This window comes from Maridesulfovibrio salexigens DSM 2638, assembly GCF_000023445.1.
In the GTDB taxonomy this organism is placed as follows: Bacteria; Desulfobacterota; Desulfovibrionia; order Desulfovibrionales; family Desulfovibrionaceae; genus Maridesulfovibrio; species Maridesulfovibrio salexigens.
Map to the genome: position 1 here is coordinate 572,911 of NC_012881.1, position 21,968 is coordinate 594,878.

Consider the following 21,968-nt stretch of genomic DNA (forward strand, 5'->3'; position numbering starts at 1 on the left):
GATCAGTCCATCGCTTTTATGGAAATAAGCCCGAAATTTTTTCCGGCCTGTTCAATACAGCTGCTGTCACTTGGCTGTTTAGCAGCGGCAACTAGAGCAGGGCCAGCAGCGCAGATCATATCCGTCTGCTGCGCGGCAGTTGCAGTAATGCCGAGTTCAGTCAGTCTGCGCAGTGATCTGGCAGCGCAAAAGTTGTGCTCTGGCAGTTCTGCCTGCTGCAATTCTTGAGAGGAAAGGGTTTCAAATTCCAGCGCGCCGTATTGTGCGCTTTCAGCGTCTTCAGCAGGACCGAGTAGAAAAAAACAGGCCCCTTCACTAAGCGGAATCAGATCCTCCGCAACTCCCTTTCTTTCAAGTAAACGGCGGGTGTTGGTTTCCAGAAGGGCGGTTTTTTCATCCACCATACCAAGAAGCAACTTTTTCGCTCTGCCTTCGCTCAGCCAGCATCCGGCAGTCTGCAATGCCGCCAGCAAAGGGCCGTGTAACTGGCAGATGGTGGTGTACGGCTTGGGATTATTCAGGAAAAGAGACATGGTTGCCGCTGGGATATTGTGCACTGAATGGGAAAAAGACAGCGGTGAAGCACAGCCTGCACCGTGATCAATGATGGAGTCCAGAAATTCAAAAACAGTTTGCGAAGGGCCGTATCCAGTGCTGATGACTATTCCCATGTCTTCGGGCAGTGGGATCTCGGTTTTCAGGTCTTCCTGTACCGTTCCGGCTGCATCGTGTAAGGCGCGGCATCCGGCGAGCATTGTCATGCGGGTAAAGTGGTCAACTCTGCGCAAACGGCGCGGTGCAAAATATGAATTGAGATCGGAAGTATCTACTGTTCCAGCACCTTCAGGCAGTGCTGTTCCGATTCCGTGTAAGGCAAGGCGGATCATGCTGCCCCCTTTTTGAAAACAAGGGCGGAGTTGTTGCCGCCGAAGGCCAGTGAATCGCTGAGGGCGTATTCGGCTGTGATTTCCATGCGCTTGGTAACAGGGATTGCAGGCGATTCCGCAACGGCTTCACTGAATCCACTGGTGGGCATGAGCAAACCGTTTTGCAGAGACATGACCGACATCACCGCTTCTATGGCTCCGGCTGCACCCAAGGTGTGTCCGGTAAAACCTTTGGTTCCGGTAAATGGGATGCCGGGGAAAATTTCGCTGATGACCTGGCCTTCAACGCGATCATTGTTCTCGGTTCCGGTACCGTGAACATTAATGAATCCGATTTCGCGGGCATTGATTCCGCTGCGTTCAAGAGCATCGTTAATCGCCTGTTTCAGTCCGGTCCCTTCTGGATGCGGTGCAGTCAGATGGTAGGCATCACAGCAGGTGCCGTAACCCATTACTTCGGCAATGGAATCGAGCCCCAGCTCCTGTTTTGCCTCTTCGCTTGCAAGAATAAGAACTGCCGCGCCTTCACCGAGGTTCAAACCCTGCCTGTCCTTGTCAAAGGGACGGCATTTTTCAGTACTGGTGATCATCAGCCGGGAGAATCCGGTATAGGAAATTCCGCTCAGCGCGTCTGCACCCCCGGCAATAACCAGATCACACAGCCCCTGTCTGATCCATGAAGCAGCAATACCGATGGCGTCGGTGCCGGAAGAGCAGGCGTTGGTCACTGTTTGAACCGGACCGTTTAAACTGTAGTTCTCAGCCAGAGCCGTAGCAGGATTGCAATGGATATAGCTTTCGATAACTTCAAGATCAGACTCGTTGCCTTCGCGCCATTGCTGGTAGAATGATTTGAAGTTGAGCGAAGCTCCGGTTGATGAACCGATGCAGGATCCTACTTTCAGGCCGGACAGTTTTTCTGTATTTAGCGCGGCTTGGGTCAGAGCTTCATCCACAGCAGGAAAAAGCAGGTGCATGGTTTCGGTCAGTGCGGGAGTCCGGTCCTGTTTTTCCAGCCATTCCTGCGGCACCGCAAATACAGGCGAGTGCATGGGCTGGTCGTAGGAAAAATCGGGTTCAAAAGTCGGCTGGACATCTCCGTTCAGCATGGTTTCTAAACATGTACGGGGGTCTTTTCCGGCGGCACAGATGCAGCCGCAAGCACAAATGCTGACGGGACGGTCCATGAATTAGGCCTGTCTTTCCTTGATGAAATCAACAAGACTGTTCACGGACTGGAAGGCAGTCTTGCCCTCTTCCATGTTCTTGATTTCCACATTGAAATTTTTCTGAACCAGAACCACGATTTCAACCGCGTCCAGTGAATCAAGTCCCAGCCCCTCGCCGAACAGGGGGGCGTCATCTTCAATCTCGTCCACGGTTACGTCGACAAGATTCAGTTCATCAATAAGCAGTTCTTTTAGTTTAGTATGCAATTTTACCTCGTTATCAATTTTTGTCAGTTCCACAGATTATAAAAATTGTAGAACTGGTATGGATTGTCCTGACAATATTTTTCCAGTTCAGTGGAAAATTTCTGGGCATAGGGAATAAATGCCTCAGCTCCGCGCACTTCCCCTTTACCTGTGTCCGCAGGTACGTAAATAACTTTTGCTACCCGGAAGAGTCCTTCCCCGGCTTTGTTGCGGCTGGAAAAAACTATAGCTATAGGCGTATCAGTTGTCGCTGCAATTTTGAACGGGGTTATCGGCAGTTCAATTTTTCCGCCCAGAAAATCAACCTGAACATTATGTCTGCTCTCACTCATGGTCCTGTCTCCGTTGATACAGAGTACAGAATTATCACGCAGGGCAGAGAGCATTTCCAGAGTGCCGCCCATGGGGGCAGCGGGGTTGATTACAGTGATTTCCTCGACTTTACTTTCACTTCCTTGGCCGTTTCCGCCGGAGACCTTCCATTTGAAGGAATGTTTGTCCACATCTCCGCGTTCCATGAGCATGACAACAGCCTTCGGTGCATCCAGAAAGCCGAGGTATGAAAAGCCCATCTGCCAGCAGCCCACATGACCGGTGAGCAGGATCAGCCGTTTATGTTCGGCGTAAAGTTCTTGCAGCTTATTTTTGTCTTCTCCGGAACCGCTGCCTTTAAAATCACCCAGAATGCGCAGCACAGCCCGGTCGACCAGCATTTTTCCGAAATTCCAGTAAAGCAGAAATGTATGGCGTAATTCGCTCAACCTGTTTTGCGGCTTGAACCTGCGGCGGATATATTCAGCAGGCCTTTTGCCTACTCCGGGCAGCAGAGTGTAAAAACCGACTACAAAAAACAGGAGGAAATATGCTCCCGGTCTGCCCAATATACGGATCAGTCCGTAAAAGATATGATGGAAAAATGCGGGGGCCAGACTTCTGCTGGACCATTTTTTGTCGCGATTCATAAGGCCAGCCCCGATCTACTGCGGTTTCATATCTAAAAACCGTTTAATGGTAAACGCCATAATGTAGATCGTAATGCCGATAATTGCTGCGAATGACGGCCCTAAAACCAGTGAACCCAAGACCCATTCATAGAAGCGATCCAGTGCTTCGTAGCCTAGTGTCTGCAATGATATTTCGGTCAGGAACTGGTTGTAGCGCATATAGTGCCCGACCTCGATACACAGGGCCGGAACCAGCGGCGGAATGCAGAGCTGGCTTACGGCAAGTCCGGTAATCTTGCTAAGCCTGAAAAATCCGCAAAGAAGAAGGATCGCAATTGAGTGCATGGCTATGAGCGGCAAGGTGCCCAGCAGCATACCCATGGCCCCGGCAATTGCCAGATTAAGCGGTGTCTCATCTTTGGAGAGCAGGATGCGCAGTGAACGCAGGGGGTGGATGGGGGTTATTTTCCCCTCTTCATCCTTGTCGTACTGGCGGTGGGGCACAGGCATAAACGAACGCATGGTCAGCTTTGTATTCAAAAGTGAAATGCGTACATTATCCTTGATGGTATCAAAATGCGAAACCCGTTCGTCCGGTGAAGGGTAGTGCACTTCAATGGGCAGGTCTTTCAGCTCGTATCCGGCCCATGCTGATTTTACCAGAATCTCTACCTCAAAGGCGTAGCGGGTTTCAGAAGTTTTTATCACGGAGAAAATTTCCAGCGGGTAGGCGCGGAATCCGCTTTGCACATCACTGAGTTTTGATCCGGTCTGAACCCTCAGCCAGAAATTGGAAAAGCTGCGTCCGAACTTGGAGGCTCCAGGCACATTCTGCCCTTCGAAATTCCTGCTGCCAACGAAAATAGCTTCAGGGCTTTGCTCGATTGCTTCCAGAAAAATCGGGAGATCTTCAGGGAAATGTTGTCCATCGGCATCAATGGTGATTATGTGGGTCTTGCCCAACTCACGAGCTTTGTCCGCGGCGGTAAGGATAGCCTGACCTTTGCCGAGATTTTCCTTGTGGCTGACCACAGTAAGTTCAAGGTCGCTGATTTTATCAGAACCGCCGTCAGTGCTGCCGTCATCAATAATCAGCACTTCACCGTAGTTCAGAGCTCGTCTGGCAACATCGCGTAAAGTTGCACCGTGGTTATATACGGGGATAACGATTAGCGGCTTAACCTGCATAAGCGGAATCTGCGGCTGACTTAGTAGATGTTTTATTTCCGGGCTGGTCATCAAATTTTATCAACTGGTCCCAGAGAATCCCCCGGAATCCAAATTTTTTCATAATGTTAATGCGTTGCTGGCCTTCGTCAGGCGGGAATAGTCGATCCCTGCGTTTCTTGAATCCTTCGGTCAGGGTCGCATTCATCTCATCTTTATCGAGCCGGGGGGAGAAGTAATAAAAAGGTTCAAGCAGCGATTGGTTGGGGCGGATTAAACCCTCTTTAACGGCTCTTGTAAAGAGCGGGGTTCCCTCATGCAGCCGTATGCCTGAAAATGGAAAAACTACACAGTTACGCAAAGAGTTAATGTTATCTATCCCTTCACGCACTGTATCCATAGTTTCATCAGGTCCGCCGAAAATTACAAAATGGGCGCATGGAATGTGTTGCTGCACACATTTTTCGTTAAATTCCATGACCTCATCGAAAGTGAAGCTTTTCCGCAACCCTTTGAGAGTGGTGTCGCTGGCGGCGTCAGTTCCTACTTCCATGGCTTGCAGGCCGGAACGTTTTAGCAGGGCCAGTTCATCTTGTTCAATAGGACCGGGCTGGAAAAATCCGCACCAGCTGATTTTAATTTCGCGGCGTATAATTTCTTCGGCCATTTGCAGGTAATGACCTGCGCGGTCATTGAACACAGAGTCGGTAAAGAAAATATTATCCGCACCGCAATTGCAGAGCATTTCAAGCTCATCTGCAATCTCATTTACCGGACGGACCCGCATTTTATGCCCTTCAAGGTGAGGATAAGTACAGTAGGAGCAGCAATGTTCGCAACCACGCTTGGTCTGCACATTAATAACCCCGCTTTCTTTGAGGTAATAGCGCAGTAGCTGCGGGTCCCAGTGCGGAACCTGTATTTCGTGGCCGGGAATTCCTTTTTCCTTGCCGTAAATATGTCTTGTCTTTTTACCCTGTTCCAGCTGTGCAATAAGCTCGACCATTTTGCGCTCACCCTCGCCGACAATACCGTAGTCCGCCCCGGTGAAATCAAGGATTTCCTCCGGCAGCAGGGAGAAACCTGCGCCCCCGGCAATGACCGGAATTTTGGCTTCTTTCAGTACGTCCACAATGTTTTTTGCTTTTTGGATGAACTTGTTGGTGTGGGAGGTGAAGGAGTCTACGTTATCCACATTGCGGATTGATATTCCGGCGTAATCCGGTTTTGCCTCAGCAAGCGCAGCCCGCAGGAGATCAAGGGAGTTGCCCGCCGCAAGCATGTCATATTGGATTACTTCGTGTCCGGCATCATGCAAGGCACCTGCAATAACCGACATGCCGATGGGGTAAATCGGGTACGGTTCTACATTGGTGTTGCTTGAAATGAGAAAAACAATGGGCATGGTGCGTTTAGAAAGTCCTGTCTATGGGATTAAGAGTGCCATTCTTCCATTTCTCGCAGAGCTCGGCAAAGAAGTCCGGTTGGAACATCATCAGTTCATCGTTTTGGACGAAGAGCTGGACAGTGCAGCCGGTGGTCGCTTTTTCTCCGGCAGCATCGCGGATGATGAATTCGTAATTCATGCGTGCGGCCTCGGTCCAGTGCAGCAGGGTTTCAATACTGAAAGTTTCCCCGAAACGGAGCGGTTTGATGTAATCCACCTGCATTTTTTTGATCGGCGCGGCTACTTTGTAACGGTAAAAATCCATATACCCAACACCGTACAAATCACCGAGTGCAGTGCGTCCGTCTTCAAAATAACTGGAGTAGCGCCCGTGCCAGACAATATTCATGGGGTCCACTTCTTCAAAACGGACTTTGCGTTTCACAATATGGCGCAATGGTTCAGGCGCGCCTTCAATTTTCGGAAAATATGATTTGCGTGCCATTATAGTTCCTCCGGTCCGAATATTAGCTGGTAGGTTGCCGCGGTTTCCCCATCTACTGTCAGTGAACATATGGAGATGTGGTTCAGTCCTTTGGCCTTGAGGGAAAATGTGAGATCCAGCTTTTCCATCGGTTTGACCGGACGCAGGAATTTACAGCGGGTAATTGATTGCATGATTAATTTTTCCGCAGGGTATTCGCGTTCAAGGGCTTCCATTGAAGAATTCTGTCCGAGCAGGGTCTGGATTACTCCGGGCAGGATGGGATTGCCGGGGAAATGTCCATCAAATCCCGGAAAAGATTCCTTGAAAATATATGAACGTTTGTAGCCGGATTCTGTTTTCTCAAGATCGCTACAGCTGTTTGAAATATGTTCGTTCAGTTCCATATGCTTAAAAATCCTTTATCGATCCGGAATTAAGGAAAAGTTCCAGAGTATATCTGCCCTGCGGATCGTTGATGATGGTATGGGCTGCAAATTCACGTTTGCCGATTATTTTTTTGCCTTTAGTAATGATATTTGCCTTTTTGAGAGCTGACTGCTGCGGGGCGAGAAATATTTCATAAATGCAATGCATGGATTCATCATAAAAATGCGGAATCATACGCAGGAAAGGGGAGCTGAAGAGTTCTTTTGATTCAAATCCTCCGGCATCATCTGCAGTAATTTCAGCCACCAGAAGTTTCATGCCCATGTCGTTTAACATGACCACCCGTGCGTGTTGCTGGGCAGGATTGAGTTGCAGCATGCCGCGTAAGGGCATCCTTTTATCCGCAATAGTAAGCACACCTGAATGTTGCAGCAGATAGGACGATGAAATCACAGAGGGCTCAGTATTAACTACGCTGCGCGATGAACATCCTCCCAGTATCATGAAGACCAATAAAGGTATCAGGAATTTTAATTTACGCATGCTTGTCCTCGCTCAAGCGCAACAGTTGCGGAAGTATAAAAATCGCGCAGCAGAGGGCCGCCGTGATCCCGATGGAAACTGTTGCTCCTAATGAATTGAGCGAGGGATGCTTGGCAAAAACAAGAACTCCGAAGCCCGCCAAGGTGGTCAGACCCGAAATTTTTACAGCTTTGATGGTCCACGCAGAAGGTGTTTTAATTTCCTGAAAAACCATAAATATTCCGTAATCGGCTCCAAGGCCGATGACAAGCGGCAGGGCCACGATGTGGAAAATGTTAAGCGGTATCTGCAAAACGCCCAGCAGGCCAAAGGTTACAGTTACCCCGAAAATTGCCGGGAAAAGTGCCAGAATCGCCCGGCGAAGATTTCGGAATAATCCTAAAATTAGCAGTGCCACCATAATTCCCGAGCAGCTGATGAATTTGATAATGTCCAGCTTCATTTCCTGTTCAAGGTTTGCTTTGAAGCGGGATTGGGAAACGAGGCGGACGCCCAGTTCCATTTCTTTCTGCGCTGAATAGTATCCATCCACCTGCTTGTTATCCGGGAGCAGGGTCATGACCAGTTTTTCCTGTCCGTCATTGCTCGGCGGTACAAGTAAATCATAGATGAAGCTCAGTGGTCCGGTTCTGTATATCTCTGCGCTAAGGGCAGGTGCTGGAGCTGCGAGTAGGTCCATAGCCGGGGTAAATGCGCCGGATGCAAACCCTAACTTCTTGCCGCTTTCCAGAACGGTTTGCTCGGTATCTTCTTTTCTGCCATCCCAAAATGATGCCCAGCGATTTCTATTCTCGGCAATAGTTGCAAGTGAAGGCAAGGTCTCGGCAATGCTGACCGCTTTAATGTTGACCAGATTTTTATTGATATCGGCCCATGCTTTTTCATTGGTTTGCAAGGCTGTTTCCATATCTTTTCCTGTAGCAAAAAGCATGGATTGGGCGTGCATCTGGCTCCAATTGTTCTGAAAATGTTTTTCCGCATGGGAAAGTTCTTTTGAAATGTAGCCCAGATTTTTCAGTTCCGTGTCGAAATTGTTGCTCAATGCGCCTGCAATTGAAATCGCAAAGATAATTCCTGTGCTCCAAAGTATGAGTTTTTTGTTCCCGTTAATCTGGAAAATGGACTTACTCTTTCCTGCTTCAGGAAATGAATTGCAGAACCGGGGTACAAAGAGCAGGGCGTAAGCGCAGGCCGCAATTATTCCGGCAACAGAGAATATGGAAAGTTGTTTGATGCCCGGAATGCCTGATACATAGAGGGCGGCAAAGGACGCGCATGAAGTCGCGGCACCGAAAAGCACAGGCTTGCTTATTTTGCGCATGGCTGCGGCTTTGTCCTCAGGGTTTTCAGCCAAGGAAAAATAGGTGTGTACAGCAAAGTCGATGGAAATGCCCATTAGAACAGCACCGAATCCGATGACTATTGCGGACATGTCATTATAAAAAAATGCGCAAAAGCCCAGTCCGGCCATGATTGCAACGCCCGGAGCAAGGAAGACGCTAAGAGCTCCTTTACTGCGGAATCCAAAGAAAAACAGCAGGATTAATGCGCCAATGGAGATAATTGAAACCGTCAGGATATCTTTTTTTATGACCGAAGCATTGGCGGTTGTGTAGCAATGCCCGCTCAGCATTTCGATATAAATGTCAGATTGTTTGAGATTGTTTTCCGTCAATGCTGCTTTTTTTATTTCCTTGAAACGTTCCAACAGCAGAATCCCGTTTTTAGAATCAGTCATGGAAACATTGGTTTTGGCAATGAGCAGCAGTCCATTTTTTCCGGCTACAAAATATCTATTACCAATCCTCTTGGTGCGAGGAAGGTTCTGCATGGATGCAATTTTTGGGAGATAGATAGTGCGTAAATTAAGCGGGTCAGCGGCTATAATTCCGCGCATACCAATACCTGCCGGAGACATAAGCCGTCTTTTTGCGTCACTTAAGCTCCTGTCTATTGCCGCTTCGCCGGTAAGTTTTTGCAGCTTCTTCAGATCATTTTGTGTGGTCAGATTTGGTGCCTGTTTGAGCAGATAGTCCATTATCTGCTGCGGAGTTGTTTCCAGTGAATTGGAATCCTCAAGCAACGGGGTATTCATCTTGGCTGCCATGCTTTGGGCAACAGCACCGATTTTATCTTCGTCTAAAGAATTGCTGGAGATGGAAATAAGTATTTTTCCGGCCAATGGAGCTTTTTGGAGCAACGCGAAATCGCGCTTGATATTGCCGTTTTCTCCGCTGGGAAGCATGGCTGAAATGTCTTCAGAAAAAGAAACTGAAAGCAGCGGGATGACGAAGAGCAGGATGAAAAGAATAAGAAACAGCGCGCTTTTTGTTTGATGTCTTCTGTTTTCTGCTGCGGGAGTATTCAACTTGTTGAAAAACATTTTTACTCTTTCAGGAAAATATCCTGATCCAGTTTTTGATTTAACAGCACGTTGCTAAAAATTATTTTTGTGTAATCACCACTCGGTTCATGCAGTTCGATAGACTCAAGGTGAGTCTCATCGGGAGCAAAAAAGATGCGGATCAGATTTAAAAAATGTTTCGTTTTGCTCGATTTCGGAGTCAATTCCATCACTGCCGGGGAATAGTTGGTAACTTTGATTGAATAAAGGGATTGCAACCATGGGATATCCATGGTTGTCCAAGCCAGAATCTGTTCCGAAATTATAGCCATTTCCGGTGAGGTTTCGGTGTTGAATTGAGTTGATTCTTTGCTTGCCCCGTCCCATTTCAAGCCTTTCTGACCTTTCAGCAGGAAGCCGGATACAAATGGAGCAGTGTATTCCCAGCGTAAATTATTCGGGCGGGCAAAACAGAATTTACCCTTGGCTTCCATTACTTCTGCGAAAAGAGTGATATGGCTTTGCTGGGTAAAATCGCTGCTGATGGATTTTATGGATTGCGAACGGGTTTGCAGTTCCTTTAGGAAATCAGACTGCCTGTCTGCAATTGCGTTGCTTGCTGAAATGACCAGAAGCAGAAAAGTGAGCAGAATTGTTTTTTTTACAATTGCCATGAGGATGCACTCTCACCGGTTTTTGCCTGTGTAAACAGTTCTGCAATAGATTCGTCCTGCGGCACAAAGAGCTTAATTTTGCCCTCGGCTAAAGTTCTACCTTCACAGCTGATAGTCCCTTCTACTACTGCGAATCCGTCAAAGTCACCTACAGTCTGAACGCTGATCAGCAATTCGTTACTGGTAAATTTTTCGGCCTTTTGGGGATGAATCTGGAATTTCTGCACTCCGACAAGATAACCTTCCGGCACTGGCTGACCGAGTGATTTAAGACGGTAACCACACACTGCGGCGTATGTCTGGGCCACCAGTTCTATATAAAAAGGTGCCAAAACATTGCCTTCTTTTCCTTTGGCTATGCTCTTTGTGGAAAGGTCTGCCAGCGCTGTTCCTGCCCCTTCTTCGACAGTAAGCACACTGTCCAAGAGCAGCATCTGCCCGCGATGGGGCAGCAGTTTTTCAGCCTGCATGGGAAGATTCATTAAAAACTCCGAGATTAATTGCGCCAGCAGAGCGGGTCGGATGAGAGATAGTCACCGTTCAGGTGATGGGCCATGCCACGGCAGCCGTAACATTCTGCGCTTAAATCGCATGTCTTGCATGGTCCGGTAATGGTCTGGCGGATGTTGCGCAGATTATTGAATACGTCGCTCTGCGAAATAATATTTTCAAGTGTGTCAAACCGCAGGTTGCCTGCGGAAATATCCACGCCCGGGCAGGGAATAACTTCCCCGGTGGTGGTTATGGTGCAGGAATAAAAATGCCGTTTGCAGGAAAATGCAGCAACAGGTGGTTTCGGCTCCCATTCTATTCCGAATTCTTCACGGTCAATGTGTGAAAGCTCATCGAATAATTCCCCGATCTGCTCAGGATTGAGAGCCAGCTCCATGTGATCCTTGGCCCTTCCCTGATCGGTAATGGTTTCAAAGTAGGGAATTATTTTACGGGTGCGCAGCCAGCGCCACATTTCCGGGATTTCTGCATAGTTCTGTCGGCAGATGATGGTCTGGGCACCGATGGGGATATCACCTTTGCTGTATCCGGCTTCAAGGAGATTGTTGAGGCCTTGGCGAATGGCTTTGTGGGCGTCTTTTTTACCGGCCAGCATATCCTGAATCTGCGGGTCAAGGCTGTTGAATTTAATCACCGGCTGTACTCCCATGGAATACAGTTCAGATGCTATTTCAGGGGTGATTCTGGTTCCGTTGCTGAACAATTCAATTTCCAGACCGAGTTCATGAATATAACGGATCACATCCATAATGCGGGGGTAGAGCATAGGCTCTCCCCCGCCAAGGATAATTATCTTACGCGCGCCGAGGTCCCGGCACTGATCCACCGCATCGGTAATCTCTTCGAAATCCAGCTCATTATTGAGCTTTTCTCCGGATGAGGCATAGCAGTAGATACAGCGCAGGTCACAAACCCTGCTCAGTTCAAGCTCTGCTGTGAGCAATTGCTTGTTTTGGAGGGTATGTTCAATTTCAGCCGTGGTAAATGGGCTTCCCCAGCAGCGGTTTGAATTCATGTTTCCGATATTCCGTTTAGTTCAGACGACTAAGTTCGAGGTTAATGGAGTTGGCAAGGTTTTTAATCCAGGCATTGTAGTTGCTGTGGATCATGTTGCCTTTATGTTTCAGGTTAGTACTGTCTTTGTAATTAATACTGTAGTTCTCAGGGGTGTAGGTGATATCTACGACGGCCTGATGGGAACGGAGGTTCAGGGTTGCAACCAGATGTCCGGGAGCAACATCACTCATCTGCCAGCCACGGTCGTAGCCACCTCTGATAATGGCTTTTTTTACTTCGTCCATTGAGTGGTGCTTCTCGCTGGTGTACGCGATCGGAGCCAGTTCAATGTTCTGGATAGGAGCGGTTCTGCATCCGCCGAGAAAAAGTGCGCAGGCAACAAGTACAAAAGCAACGATACGGAGATTCTTCATCTGTAGTTTCCTCGTTTTGAAAGTTAAATTTGTGAAAAATGCTGTTACGCTTCCTGATTCATTCCCTTAATGTAATCAACCATAGTTGTTTTAACCACTCGGCGCAATTCAATATGCGGATTCTGCATGTTCTTGAATTGTTCCGGGTAGATGGGGGGAAGTATTCTAGTACGAACTTTTGCAGGACATATTAACATGTGTCCACGGGGGAGCATATTATAAGTCCCGGTAATGCACAGAGGTACAATGGGCAGCCCTGTCTGCATTGCAATATGAAAAGGACCGGAATGGAAGCGGTTCAGGTTGCCGTCTTTGCTGCGGGTTCCTTCAGGGAAAAACATGAGAGAACTTTTTTGCTCCACTGCTTTTTCCGCCTGTTCAATGATTGTATCCAGATCATCTTTTTCCACATTAATGTAGCCCGCAAGTTTCATATAAAATCCGTAAAATGGTATTTTAAAGGGCCAGTTGCGCACTGCCATGCAAATGTTGCGTTGTGGCTGCAAGGAGACCAGATAGGGGTCAAAGAAAGATTCGTGGTTGGCAATGATGATGCATGGCTCGGGGAGTTTTCGTTGTTCCGGCCACTTGATATCAATGAACAAGGATATCAGTTTTGAACTGGTCCAGCCGTAGTACCAGATCATTTTGCGCAGGGTTTCCGGTTTTTCCCATTTCAGGATGCGGGTAAAGAACAGGTAGCAGAGCGGCGAGAGAATGACCCCGGTCAGGGTCCAGAGGATGATGCTAAGGTATATACCGGTGTTAATCCAGATGAGTTTAAGAAGTCTGGGCATCGGACAATAAGGGAAGTGGAAAAAGCCGCTTGTATTAAGCGGCTTCGTCTTTTTTGCTCAGGATGAACTTATGCAGGTCACCGAGAGTACGGATAGCCTTGAAGGCTTCGTCTTTCTTGATTTTGATCCCGAATTCCTGCTCCAGAACGATGACCATATCCACAGCATCAAGGCTGTCGAGATCAAGGTCATCCTTGAAGACTGCTTCGGGGACCATTTCATCAAGCTCCAGCTCGAATTCTTCGGCAAGCGCAGAGTTGATTCTTTTTATGAGTTCTTCATCTGTCATTATGATCTCCTCAAAACCAGCGATGTATTTATACCGCCAAGGGCGAAATTATTTTTCAGCGCATATGTAATTGGTCTTTTCTGCAAATGCAAGGCGTTGTTTATTGCAGAACATTCCTCGGATGGATTCGTGAGATTTGCTGTGGGAATTATTGTACTTTCCTGCATCATGCGTACTGTTGCGATGGTTTCTATGGCTCCACTGGCAGCCATAGTATGCCCAAGATGTCCTTTTAAACTGCTGACCGGGGGAGTAGTGCCGAACAGGTTTGCCACAGCCTGTGCTTCGGAAGCGTCTCCCTGCAAGGTTCCGGTGGCATGGGCGTTCACATAGTCAATTTCAGATTCAGCAATTCCGGCATCTTTCAAAGCGTCTTTCATGCAGAGGTTGATGGCATCAGCACTGGGGGAAGCCATGTTGCTGCTGTCGCAAAGGGAGGAAAAACCTGTGATTTCAGCAAGAATTTCAGCCCCGCGTTCTCTGGCATGTTCATAGCTTTCCAGCAGGAGTATGCCCGCTCCTTCGGAACAGACAATGCCGTCCCGGTCGGCATCAAATGGCCGAGATGCACTGGCGGGATCGTCTGCACCGGAAGTGGAGGCCGCTTCGATAATATCGAAAGTGCCCACGGTCAGGGGATGTAATTCATCTGTTCCGCCGCAGAGCATCGCATCCTGTTTGCCGGAAGCAATGGCTTCTGCAGCCAGTCCGATGTTCTGACATCCGGTGGAACAGGCAGCCGAAGCTGCAATAACCCGTCCGCTGATTCCAAGAAACTGAGCAAGGTTGGCGGCGGCGCTATGGTTCATAATCTTGAAAAATTCAGTACTGCGGATTGCCTCAAGGGAATTTTCAGGAAGATAGAGCTTGAAAAATTGTTCAAGGGCCTGCGAACTACCTGTTGTGGAACCTACGGAAAGTCCGGTCCGGCCTCCGGTCAAAGTGTCTGTGTCCAGTCCCGCCTGTTCAATGGCTTCAAGAGCAGCCAGCGCAGCGAAAATAGAAAGATTGGACATTGTTCGGCGAGCTTTGCGGGGAATAGCCTTGGCGTTAACTTCCGGGACCCGTCCGGCAATGCGCGGACGCAATCCTTTTACGTGCTCAAGTTCTTCCATATGGCTGATGCCGGAGCGACCTTCAACAAGACCGTTCCAAAGAGCTTCCACTCCGCTGCCCAGTGGAGAAATTGCGCCCATTCCGGTGATAACTACGCGCTGTAAATGCATTTCAGTTCCTCGTGAATCTTTTCATGTCCGTATATGAAACCGCAGGTCAGATAGGCGGAAACCACCGCACCCATGACTCCGGGGGCGATAATGGATTGTCCGGCCAGCAGCAGCCCTTTTATTTTGGTGGCCGGCAGGGGATTGTACTGAGAAATAGTATGAGCCGCTCCGTACATGCTGCCGTATGGTGACTGGCAGTAATCGCGTAAGCTCAGCGGGGTTGCCGCATCAATAAATTCAACCTGTCCGTTTAATTCCGGGCAGCGTGCATATACCTGCTGCGCAAATTTAGCCATAAGTTCGGCTTTGAAAGCAAGGTAGTCCTGCGGTCTGTTGCGTAGGCTTGAGTCCTGCCACTTGCTGAATTTATCAAAACTGTAGGGCATGATGGCGGTAACGCTCTGCTTGCCGTCCCGTCCGAGGGTTTGTCCGGCGGAAAGGAATATGGCGTTATCAGACATCCCGGTCCTGCCGGAAAGGACTTCGCTGTAATCTGATTCCGGCCAGAGGTAGATATTTCGGCCTTGCAGTGCTTCCACCGGAGTTTCGGCTATCCCGAAAAGAATCAGTGCGGATACGGTTTCCTGCAATTCACTGATCCTACGTTTAAATACCGGACGGAACACACCGTCTTCAACGCAGCTGAGCATGGCCGCGGGATGAGCGGACCAGATGCAGATTTCGCCCTGTAATTCGTTCCCGTCATCCAGCAGCAATCCCGTGAAATTTTTGTCTGCGTCATGGTTGATGCGTACTGCTTTCTCTCCGCAGAAAATCTCTACCCCGTGCTCCTTGAGATGTTTCTGGTAAGCGTCTACGAGAGCTTTGCCGCCGCCATCAATGGTTTGTGATGACCGGAAATATGATCCGGCTACAAGGGCGTGAGTGGAGAGCATGGCCTGTTCCGGGGGGGTGCCGTATAGCAGTGAGTGGCAGCAGAGCAGGTCCTTGAGATCCTGATTGTCAGTGATGGAATCTAGGTACTCAAGCAGGGATTCTGTCTCGTCATGGGCAAGGGAATCCAGACTGAAATCCAGATCAAAATTCAGGAAAGCGGATGAGTCGAAAATTGTCCTGATCCGTTTCAGATATGTATCAATGGCAGTTTTTTCAGAAGGGAAAGCCTGTTCTAAAGTCTGGCGGACCTGTTCATAGCCATAGGGCAGGCAGATCTGGCTCTTCTTTTTTTCAAAGCGGAAGCAGTCGCAGCCGCCCTCATTGAAAGGGATTTTGACCAGATCATCGTTGATACCCAGATGTTTGAAATAAGTATCGAGCGGATCGCCGTCACCCATCCCGCCGATGAGGTGGATGCCGGTTTCGAAATGAACTCCTTTCCTGCTGAAGCCGCGTACTGTCGGGCCGGGCAGGGGAAAGGATTCCACCAGTGCGACCTTATATCCCTGTTTAGCCAGCAGCAGGGCTGAGGTCATGCCCGAAATACCTGCTCCGACAACTATGTGGTTGTAAGCAGTCATCAGAATTCAAGCACAAGGCAGGAGTTGGTGCCGCCGAATCCTGCGGAATTGAGCAGGGCTTTTTGCGGAGGGCGGCTGTCGGTTTCGGTGAGAATGTTCAGGCCGGAAGTCTCGTCATCGCCTTCGGTGAAATTTATGTTCGGCGCAGTGAATCCGTATCGGTTCATGAGAGTTGTATAAACAACCTGACTTGCACCGGACATCCAGAGTTCGTGTCCGGTCATGGATTTGGTTGAGGAAATGCGCGGGGAATTATCCCCGAAAAGTGTGTGGATGTTGGCTGCTTCAGCTCCATCTCCAGCCGGAGTGGAGGTGGCATGGGCGCAGATGTAATCGATATCTGCCGGAGTCAGTCCCGCTAGTTTGAGAGCCTTGGATCCTGCTCTTGCTAGGCCGTCTCTGCCGGGAACTGAAATATGTTCTCCGTCTGATGAAAAACCGTACCCGCTGACTACGCCGAGAATTTCTGCTCCGCGTTCCTTTGCCAGATCGTAGCGTTCAAGCACTATGGCTGCTGCGCCTCCGCTGGGAACAAGTCCGTCACGGTTCTTATCAAAGGGTCTGCTGGCCTGCGAGGGATTAGCTGTGTGATTGGAGAATGCACCTAGGCCGTCAAAGCTGCACATGGATTGCCAGTTCAGTTCCTGCGCGCCTCCGCAGATGATCCGTTCCTGCTGGCCTGTGGCTATAAGATTAAAGGCCTGACCCACTGCATGTCCGCCGCTGGAACAGGCTGAGCTGATGGTCCATGACGCCCCGCGGGTTTTGAAAAGTGTATTGAGGTTCATGGTTACACAGGAGGTCATGGAACGGAATACCGCGCCGCTGCCGATAAGTGAGGTCTCACCCCGTTCTTTGAGCAATTCTACCTGATCAAGGGCGGCAATACAGCTGGAATCACAACCGAAAATTAGTCCGCTTTCATCGTTGTGCAGATCTTCTTCTGTGAGGCCGGAGAGCTCAAGGGCTTGTTTGGCGGCAGCGTAGGCCTGTACTGCAAAATCGGGCATGGTTTTGCGTTGCTTGCGGGCCAGCCATTTTTTGGGTGCAAAATCTTTGATTACCCCTGTCAGCGGGCTTTCAAAGCCGAGCTTGATTCGTTCCTCATCCACCTCAATACCTGAATGCCCTTGCTTGAGGGCATCGGCAATGGTTTCAAGGTCTACACCCAGAACGGATATGGCTCCGATTCCTGTGATTGCCACTTTATACAAAAGAAAAGCTCCCGGATACTAGGTCTGGTGTTCTCAAATTGAGTCCACAACGGACAAACCGATACTTATTTTAAGATAAAATTAAATATATTATTATTTATTTACCCAATTCATATTGATGAATCTGGGCGTTGTAATATTAGGTATGAATGCCGCCGTTAACTGCAATTGTCTGTCCGGTGATGTAAGATGCCTTGTCCGAACAGAGGAAGGATACAACCCCGGCAACTTCCTGCGGTGTTCCCAGTCTTTTAAGGGGGATCTGGCCTTTGATCTGATCTACAGGCAGCTCGGCAACCATGTCGGTCTCGATAAATCCGGGGGTAACCGCATTTACCAGAATATTGCGTTTAGCAACTTCCACCGCAAGGGAGCGGGTAGCACCGATGAGTCCGGCCTTGGCTGCGGAGTAATTGGTCTGTCCGGCAACGCCTGTTTCGCCGGAAGTGGAAGCTATGTTGATGATTCTTCCGGTCCGTTTACGCAGCATACGGGAAACAACGGGCTTGGTTACATTGAAAAAACCGGTCAGGTGTACTTGCAGCACTTTGTTCCAGTCATCGGAAGACATCATCATCATGATTGAATCACGTGCGAATCCTGCATTATTAACCACAATGTAGGGTACTTCTTCCTGTAAGAGCGGAGCAAGTGCGTTCTCGACAGCCTCTTCATCGGTGACATCAAATTTAAGCGGGGTGCATTCCCGGCCAGCCTCGCGGATGGCGGCAGCGGTCTTTTCTGCTCCTTCATCATCACTGCGGTAGTTGAGCCAGATATCGTAGCCGTCTTCAGCCAGTTGCAGGGCGATAGCTGCGCCGATGCCCTTGCTGGCTCCGGTAATTAAAGCAATTTTCGACATGTTTTGTCCGGGGGAAATTCGTTTAATGCAAAAAGGGGCTCAAGGCCCCTGTCTGCGGAATTATCGGTTTAAATTAAATTGCGTCTTCTTCAGAAGTTCTGCCATCTTTGTAGCCCTTTTTGAATTCTCCGGGCATTTCTTTAACTTCTTTGACGGCTTGACCTGTGGCTTTGCCGATTTTCGCACAGCCAAGGGAAGAAATCATAAGTGCTGCAATGATCAGTGCAGCGGCAATTCTGGTGATCATATCTCCTCCAGCTTTTATTTTTTGTTGTGAATAACTAATCCAGTCTTTTCTGAAAAGTCAAATTCGCTTAACGCAGCAGGCAGCCTGTGAGAGTTTCCAGTCTGTTTCGGCCCCTTTGTTTTGCTTCATAAAGGGCGGTGTCGGCCCGCTCTATTAAACGTGCCGGGGTGGTCAGGCGACCGTCGTTGCTGGCCAGCCCAATACTGATAGTCATGCGGTGTATTTTGCCGTCATATTCAAATGGAGTCGATTTCACGGCATCGAGAAGTCTTTTGCCGATAGCAGATGCAGTTTTCGGGTCTGTCTTTGGCAGGAGCAGGACGAATTCGTCTCCGCCCAAACGGGCCAAAATGTCGTTGTGGCGAAGGTATGATTCACAAATCTTAGCCAAATGGCGTAGGCCTTTGTCTCCAGCTTGATGGCCGTATTTGTCGTTAAGCTCTTTGAAATGATCAATATCAAAGAATAGAACTGATAGCTCAGTCCCTTCATTGATGGAATGGTCAATGAATTCCTGAAGGCGGTGTTCAAATAAACGGCGGTTGGTTACTCCGGTAAGCGGATCAGTGATAGCTTCTGCACGCAACCGTTCTTCTTCGCGTTTTCGTTTGCGGATATCGATCAGGATCCCCGCCAGCTGCTCTGGCTTGCCGCTGTCATTGCTGCGGATGTTTCCGATCAGCTCTACCCAGCGGAGGTCGCCGCAGTCAGTGAACAGGCGCATATCAAAGCGGAATACTTTTTTTCTATCTCCTTTGAGATATCTGCTGATTGAGGAGATCAGAGGGCGGCGGTCGTCCGGATGAATCAGGTGCATGGCTTTATGTAGGGAAAAGCGAATATTATCAGTCGGCACAGGGACAGAATGCAGAAGTTCCGGGGAGCACCATATCTGTCCGGTTTTGAAATCAAATTCCCAGACACTGCTATCTGTTAATTCTTTAAGAATACTGAATTGCCGCCGCTTGGCGCTTAGGCGGTCACGGAGTACTGCATTGGAAATAAGATATCCGGCGGTCTTCAGCAGAGCGATTTCAACATCGGACCAGTCGTAGGCTCGTTCACAATCGTCAAAGCCCAAAGTCCCCCACCAGTTATCCTCTACCATGACCGGGATGGTCAGCATGGATTTTATTTTCTGCACTTCAAGGGTGTCTTTGAGCCAGCCCGGTTCAAGTTGGTCAATGACCATTTTCTGCCATTCACCGCGTAATCTGCTTTGGACGGTTTCACGGTATTCCGGTCGATTAATTTTGTTGGTGAACATACTGAACATGGGCATGCCCAGTTGTTTGTAGCGGGGGGCGGCAGCCCACTCAAAAGTATAGTTCTGGGTAATATGAGTATCGGTGACTTTTATAGTCTGGAAAATCCAGACACGGCTCACTCCTGTTGCCTGCCCGAGTGCAGCCAGAAGATCGTTTACCCCGTCCGGCCAGCCTTTGCCGGATGTGAGCTCTTCTGCGCTTCGTGCAATTGCAGAGAGCAAGGCAGCGTTTGACCCCTCTTCATAAGAGTTGCCAAGATTTTTGAAATTCCCCGTTTTTATACCCATAAGAGATTGTATTTCACGTATAAGTCTATTTCGTCAACCTGAGGCTCGAGAGGATTGGTTTAAGTGTATGGTTCTCGTAATGGTCTTATATAGTTCTTCTTTTATTACCGGTTTGGCAATGTAGTCGTTCATGCCTTGTTCAATGAATTGCTCCCGGTCTCCCTGCATGGCGTAAGCGGTAATGGCAATTATCGGAATGCGTTTGTTGTGTGCGCCGGCTTCACCTTTCCTGATTGCTTTTGTTGCCTCGATACCGTTTATTATTGGCATTTGTACATCCATAAGAACAAGGTCGAAATCTTCATAGAACAATTTATCAAGAACTTGCTGGCCGTTGGCTACTGTTTCTACTGTGAATCCCTGTTGCTCAAGGTACTGTTTGGTGTAGAGCCTGTTTATTTTTTCATCTTCAGCTACGAGGATTCGGTATTCAGCAAATGAATTCTTTGTTTCAGGGTTAGCCTTATGATGATCCCGGTAGAGGGCTTTGCAGTCTGGTATGTTAAAAGGAATAGATATGTAAAATGTTGTTCCCTGTTCAACATTGCTTTCCACGGCAATAGTACCACCCATGAGTTCAGTAAGTCGTTTGCATATGGATAAGCCCAGTCCTGCTCCCTGATATTGGCGGGTATATCCTTCGCTGGCTTGAGTGAAGGATTGAAAAAGCAGGTTCATTTTATCGTCTGCAATTCCGACTCCGGTGTCTTCAACAGTAAACAGAATATGGCAGTTGCCGGGGGTGCTGCGGGGTAGCAGTTGCGCCGTAATTAATACGTGCCCTTCATGGGTGAACTTCAAGGCATTACCGACAATGTTCGTCAGGATTTGCTGCAAACGAGCCGGATCGCCGGTGACAGTTAGGGGAAGTTCCGGTGGTAATTTGAGTTTGAGGTTGACCCCGGAATGTCTGGATGTGACTTCGAAAAGTTCAAACACATGCTTAAGTTCATCTGCCGGATTAAATTCTTTGTTGTAAAGATTCAGTTTACCCGCTTCCACCCGCGCCAGATCGAGTATGTCAGACAACACATTGTTCAGCCGTTTGGAGGCTTGCATTGCCGCATTGACATATTCTCCTTGCTTGGGTGTTTGTGTCTCCGACTCCATCAGTTGCAGCATGCCCATTATCCCGTTCAACGGGGTGCGTATTTCATGGCTCATGTTGGCTAGAAATTCGGATTTGGTCCGGCTGGCAGTCTCAGCTTTTGCTTTTTCATGCTCAACACGTTCAAGAGCGTTCTTCAGCTCTGTTACATCGCGGACAATACCCTCAACCCTAATGGGATTACCCTCTTCATCGTAAAATGGAACATTACTTTGCTGCAGCCATTTTGTTTTTCCGTAACGGTCTATAATCTGATACTCCACAAGTGGGGACATCTTGCCGTGGGCCATGTCCATCCATTGCTGGTGCATGAATTCCTGCCATTCCGGGTGGACCATATCAAAGAAGAATTGTGAGTCGGCGTAAAATGTTCCCGGAGGATATCCAGTGACATCAAGACAGGCCGGACTGACATATTTGAATGTTTTATCGGGTACTGAAAAGTAATAGATAAGATCTTTGGTGTTCTCAGCCATGATTTTAAAGCGGGCTTCAGTCTTAGCCAGTTCTTCTTCAACTCTCTTGCGTTCGGAAATGTCTTCGAGGGTGGCGATAACTTCGGTTGGATTTTTCCCTTTTTCAATCGGGTTGAATACGGCGCGGATATAGGTGGTCTTATTACCGGTAACGGAGGTGTAGATATCTTCGTATTCAGACGTAGCTCCCTCAACAGCCTGCTTTACAGCGGCGCTCATTTTAGGAGTGGTTCTAGTTATCGTATTGAATCCGATAAGCTTTTCTCTGCTTGATCCCATCAGATCGATGAATTTCTGATTGCAGTCAATAATGGTTCCGGTTTTATCAAAGCGGATCATTGCCAGCGGCGAAAATTCAAAAATCAATCTGTAATGATCTATGTCCTTTTGTCTTTCCCTGGTTTTCATCTATTCTCCGAAAATATATTATTTGTCTTTTAGATATGAAAACTAAAAAACAATACAAGAAAATTAATCTATTGTGAATTGGTTGATAGTTTTTTTATAAAGGTTTCGC

At 48.5% G+C, this 21,968-nt stretch carries 23 protein-coding genes; all 23 read right to left on the bottom strand.

Features of this window, described 5'->3' with window-relative positions; translation table 11 throughout:
- Positions 1 to 2: 2 nt before the first annotated feature.
- The 23 genes from DESAL_RS02630 to DESAL_RS02735 all read right to left on the bottom strand — a co-directional run bounded on the left by DESAL_RS02630 (position 3) and on the right by DESAL_RS02735 (position 21,859).
- Positions 3 to 887: a beta-ketoacyl synthase chain length factor gene (locus tag DESAL_RS02630; protein WP_015850408.1), complete on the bottom strand. Its 885-nt coding sequence runs from the start codon at positions 885 to 887 to the stop codon at positions 3 to 5.
- On the bottom strand, positions 884 to 2,074 hold the full coding sequence (locus tag DESAL_RS02635) for a beta-ketoacyl-[acyl-carrier-protein] synthase family protein (RefSeq protein ID WP_015850409.1): 1,191 nt from the start codon (positions 2,072 to 2,074) through the stop codon (positions 884 to 886). Before DESAL_RS02635 ends, DESAL_RS02630 begins: the two co-directional genes overlap by 4 nt.
- A gap of 3 nt (positions 2,075 to 2,077) precedes the next feature.
- Positions 2,078 to 2,356, bottom strand: coding sequence for a phosphopantetheine-binding protein (locus tag DESAL_RS02640; RefSeq protein ID WP_015850410.1), 279 nt, complete (start codon positions 2,354 to 2,356; stop codon positions 2,078 to 2,080).
- Positions 2,347 to 3,285, bottom strand: coding sequence for an LpxL/LpxP family acyltransferase (locus DESAL_RS02645; protein WP_015850411.1), 939 nt, complete (start codon positions 3,283 to 3,285; stop codon positions 2,347 to 2,349). Before DESAL_RS02645 ends, DESAL_RS02640 begins: the two co-directional genes overlap by 10 nt.
- 15 nt (positions 3,286 to 3,300) lie before the next feature.
- A complete protein-coding gene (locus tag DESAL_RS02650) occupies positions 3,301 to 4,455 on the bottom strand; it encodes a DUF2062 domain-containing protein (RefSeq protein WP_015850412.1) in 1,155 nt (384 codons plus the stop codon).
- Positions 4,445 to 5,839 (bottom strand): lipid biosynthesis B12-binding/radical SAM protein, encoded by a 1,395-nt coding sequence (locus tag DESAL_RS02655; protein WP_015850413.1) that lies wholly within the window; start codon positions 5,837 to 5,839, stop codon positions 4,445 to 4,447. The genes DESAL_RS02650 and DESAL_RS02655 overlap by 11 nt, the downstream gene beginning before the upstream one ends.
- 7 nt (positions 5,840 to 5,846) lie before the next feature.
- Positions 5,847 to 6,326, bottom strand: a complete 480-nt coding sequence (locus DESAL_RS02660) for an acyl-CoA thioesterase (RefSeq protein ID WP_015850414.1) — start codon at positions 6,324 to 6,326, stop codon at positions 5,847 to 5,849.
- On the bottom strand, positions 6,326 to 6,712 hold the full coding sequence (locus DESAL_RS02665) for an ApeI family dehydratase (RefSeq protein WP_015850415.1): 387 nt from the start codon (positions 6,710 to 6,712) through the stop codon (positions 6,326 to 6,328). The genes DESAL_RS02660 and DESAL_RS02665 overlap by 1 nt, the downstream gene beginning before the upstream one ends.
- 4 nt (positions 6,713 to 6,716) lie before the next feature.
- Positions 6,717 to 7,238, bottom strand: coding sequence for a hypothetical protein (locus tag DESAL_RS02670; protein ID WP_015850416.1), 522 nt, complete (start codon positions 7,236 to 7,238; stop codon positions 6,717 to 6,719).
- The gene (locus DESAL_RS02675) at positions 7,231 to 9,621 is read right to left on the bottom strand and encodes an MMPL family transporter (protein WP_015850417.1); all 2,391 of its coding nucleotides are present in this window, start codon (positions 9,619 to 9,621) and stop codon (positions 7,231 to 7,233) included. Before DESAL_RS02675 ends, DESAL_RS02670 begins: the two co-directional genes overlap by 8 nt.
- 2 nt (positions 9,622 to 9,623) lie before the next feature.
- Positions 9,624 to 10,256 carry a LolA family protein gene (locus DESAL_RS02680; RefSeq protein WP_015850418.1) on the bottom strand — a complete coding sequence of 211 codons (633 nt, stop codon included), beginning with the start codon at positions 10,254 to 10,256 and terminating at the stop codon, positions 9,624 to 9,626.
- A complete protein-coding gene (locus tag DESAL_RS02685; RefSeq protein ID WP_015850419.1) occupies positions 10,244 to 10,738 on the bottom strand; it encodes a hotdog family protein in 495 nt (164 codons plus the stop codon). Before DESAL_RS02685 ends, DESAL_RS02680 begins: the two co-directional genes overlap by 13 nt.
- A 14-nt stretch (positions 10,739 to 10,752) precedes the next feature.
- Positions 10,753 to 11,784 (bottom strand): radical SAM/SPASM domain-containing protein, encoded by a 1,032-nt coding sequence (locus DESAL_RS02690; protein ID WP_015850420.1) that lies wholly within the window; start codon positions 11,782 to 11,784, stop codon positions 10,753 to 10,755.
- A gap of 16 nt (positions 11,785 to 11,800) precedes the next feature.
- Entirely contained in the window at positions 11,801 to 12,199 is a 399-nt protein-coding gene (locus tag DESAL_RS02695; protein ID WP_015850421.1) for a hypothetical protein, read from the bottom strand.
- A 44-nt stretch (positions 12,200 to 12,243) separates the two neighbouring features.
- A complete protein-coding gene (locus DESAL_RS02700) occupies positions 12,244 to 12,996 on the bottom strand; it encodes a lysophospholipid acyltransferase family protein (protein ID WP_015850422.1) in 753 nt (250 codons plus the stop codon).
- Between the two features lie 34 nt (positions 12,997 to 13,030).
- Positions 13,031 to 13,285 (bottom strand): acyl carrier protein, encoded by a 255-nt coding sequence (locus tag DESAL_RS02705; RefSeq protein ID WP_015850423.1) that lies wholly within the window; start codon positions 13,283 to 13,285, stop codon positions 13,031 to 13,033.
- Positions 13,285 to 14,511, bottom strand: a complete 1,227-nt coding sequence (locus DESAL_RS02710; protein WP_015850424.1) for a beta-ketoacyl-[acyl-carrier-protein] synthase family protein — start codon at positions 14,509 to 14,511, stop codon at positions 13,285 to 13,287. The genes DESAL_RS02705 and DESAL_RS02710 overlap by 1 nt, the downstream gene beginning before the upstream one ends.
- Entirely contained in the window at positions 14,493 to 15,989 is a 1,497-nt protein-coding gene (locus DESAL_RS02715) for a phytoene desaturase family protein (RefSeq protein ID WP_015850425.1), read from the bottom strand. The genes DESAL_RS02710 and DESAL_RS02715 overlap by 19 nt, the downstream gene beginning before the upstream one ends.
- Complete coding sequence (locus tag DESAL_RS02720; protein ID WP_015850426.1) at positions 15,989 to 17,203, bottom strand: beta-ketoacyl-[acyl-carrier-protein] synthase family protein; 1,215 nt, start codon at positions 17,201 to 17,203, stop codon at positions 15,989 to 15,991. The genes DESAL_RS02715 and DESAL_RS02720 overlap by 1 nt, the downstream gene beginning before the upstream one ends.
- A gap of 139 nt (positions 17,204 to 17,342) precedes the next feature.
- A complete protein-coding gene (gene fabG / locus DESAL_RS02725) occupies positions 17,343 to 18,065 on the bottom strand; it encodes a 3-oxoacyl-ACP reductase FabG (RefSeq protein ID WP_015850427.1) in 723 nt (240 codons plus the stop codon).
- 73 nt (positions 18,066 to 18,138) lie between these two features.
- Positions 18,139 to 18,312 carry a hypothetical protein gene (locus DESAL_RS20300; protein WP_015850428.1) on the bottom strand — a complete coding sequence of 58 codons (174 nt, stop codon included), beginning with the start codon at positions 18,310 to 18,312 and terminating at the stop codon, positions 18,139 to 18,141.
- 67 nt (positions 18,313 to 18,379) lie between these two features.
- Complete coding sequence (locus tag DESAL_RS02730) at positions 18,380 to 19,801, bottom strand: sensor domain-containing diguanylate cyclase (RefSeq protein WP_245543777.1); 1,422 nt, start codon at positions 19,799 to 19,801, stop codon at positions 18,380 to 18,382.
- Between the two features lie 99 nt (positions 19,802 to 19,900).
- Positions 19,901 to 21,859: a PAS domain-containing hybrid sensor histidine kinase/response regulator gene (locus DESAL_RS02735; protein WP_015850430.1), complete on the bottom strand. Its 1,959-nt coding sequence runs from the start codon at positions 21,857 to 21,859 to the stop codon at positions 19,901 to 19,903.
- Positions 21,860 to 21,968 lie beyond the last annotated feature (109 nt).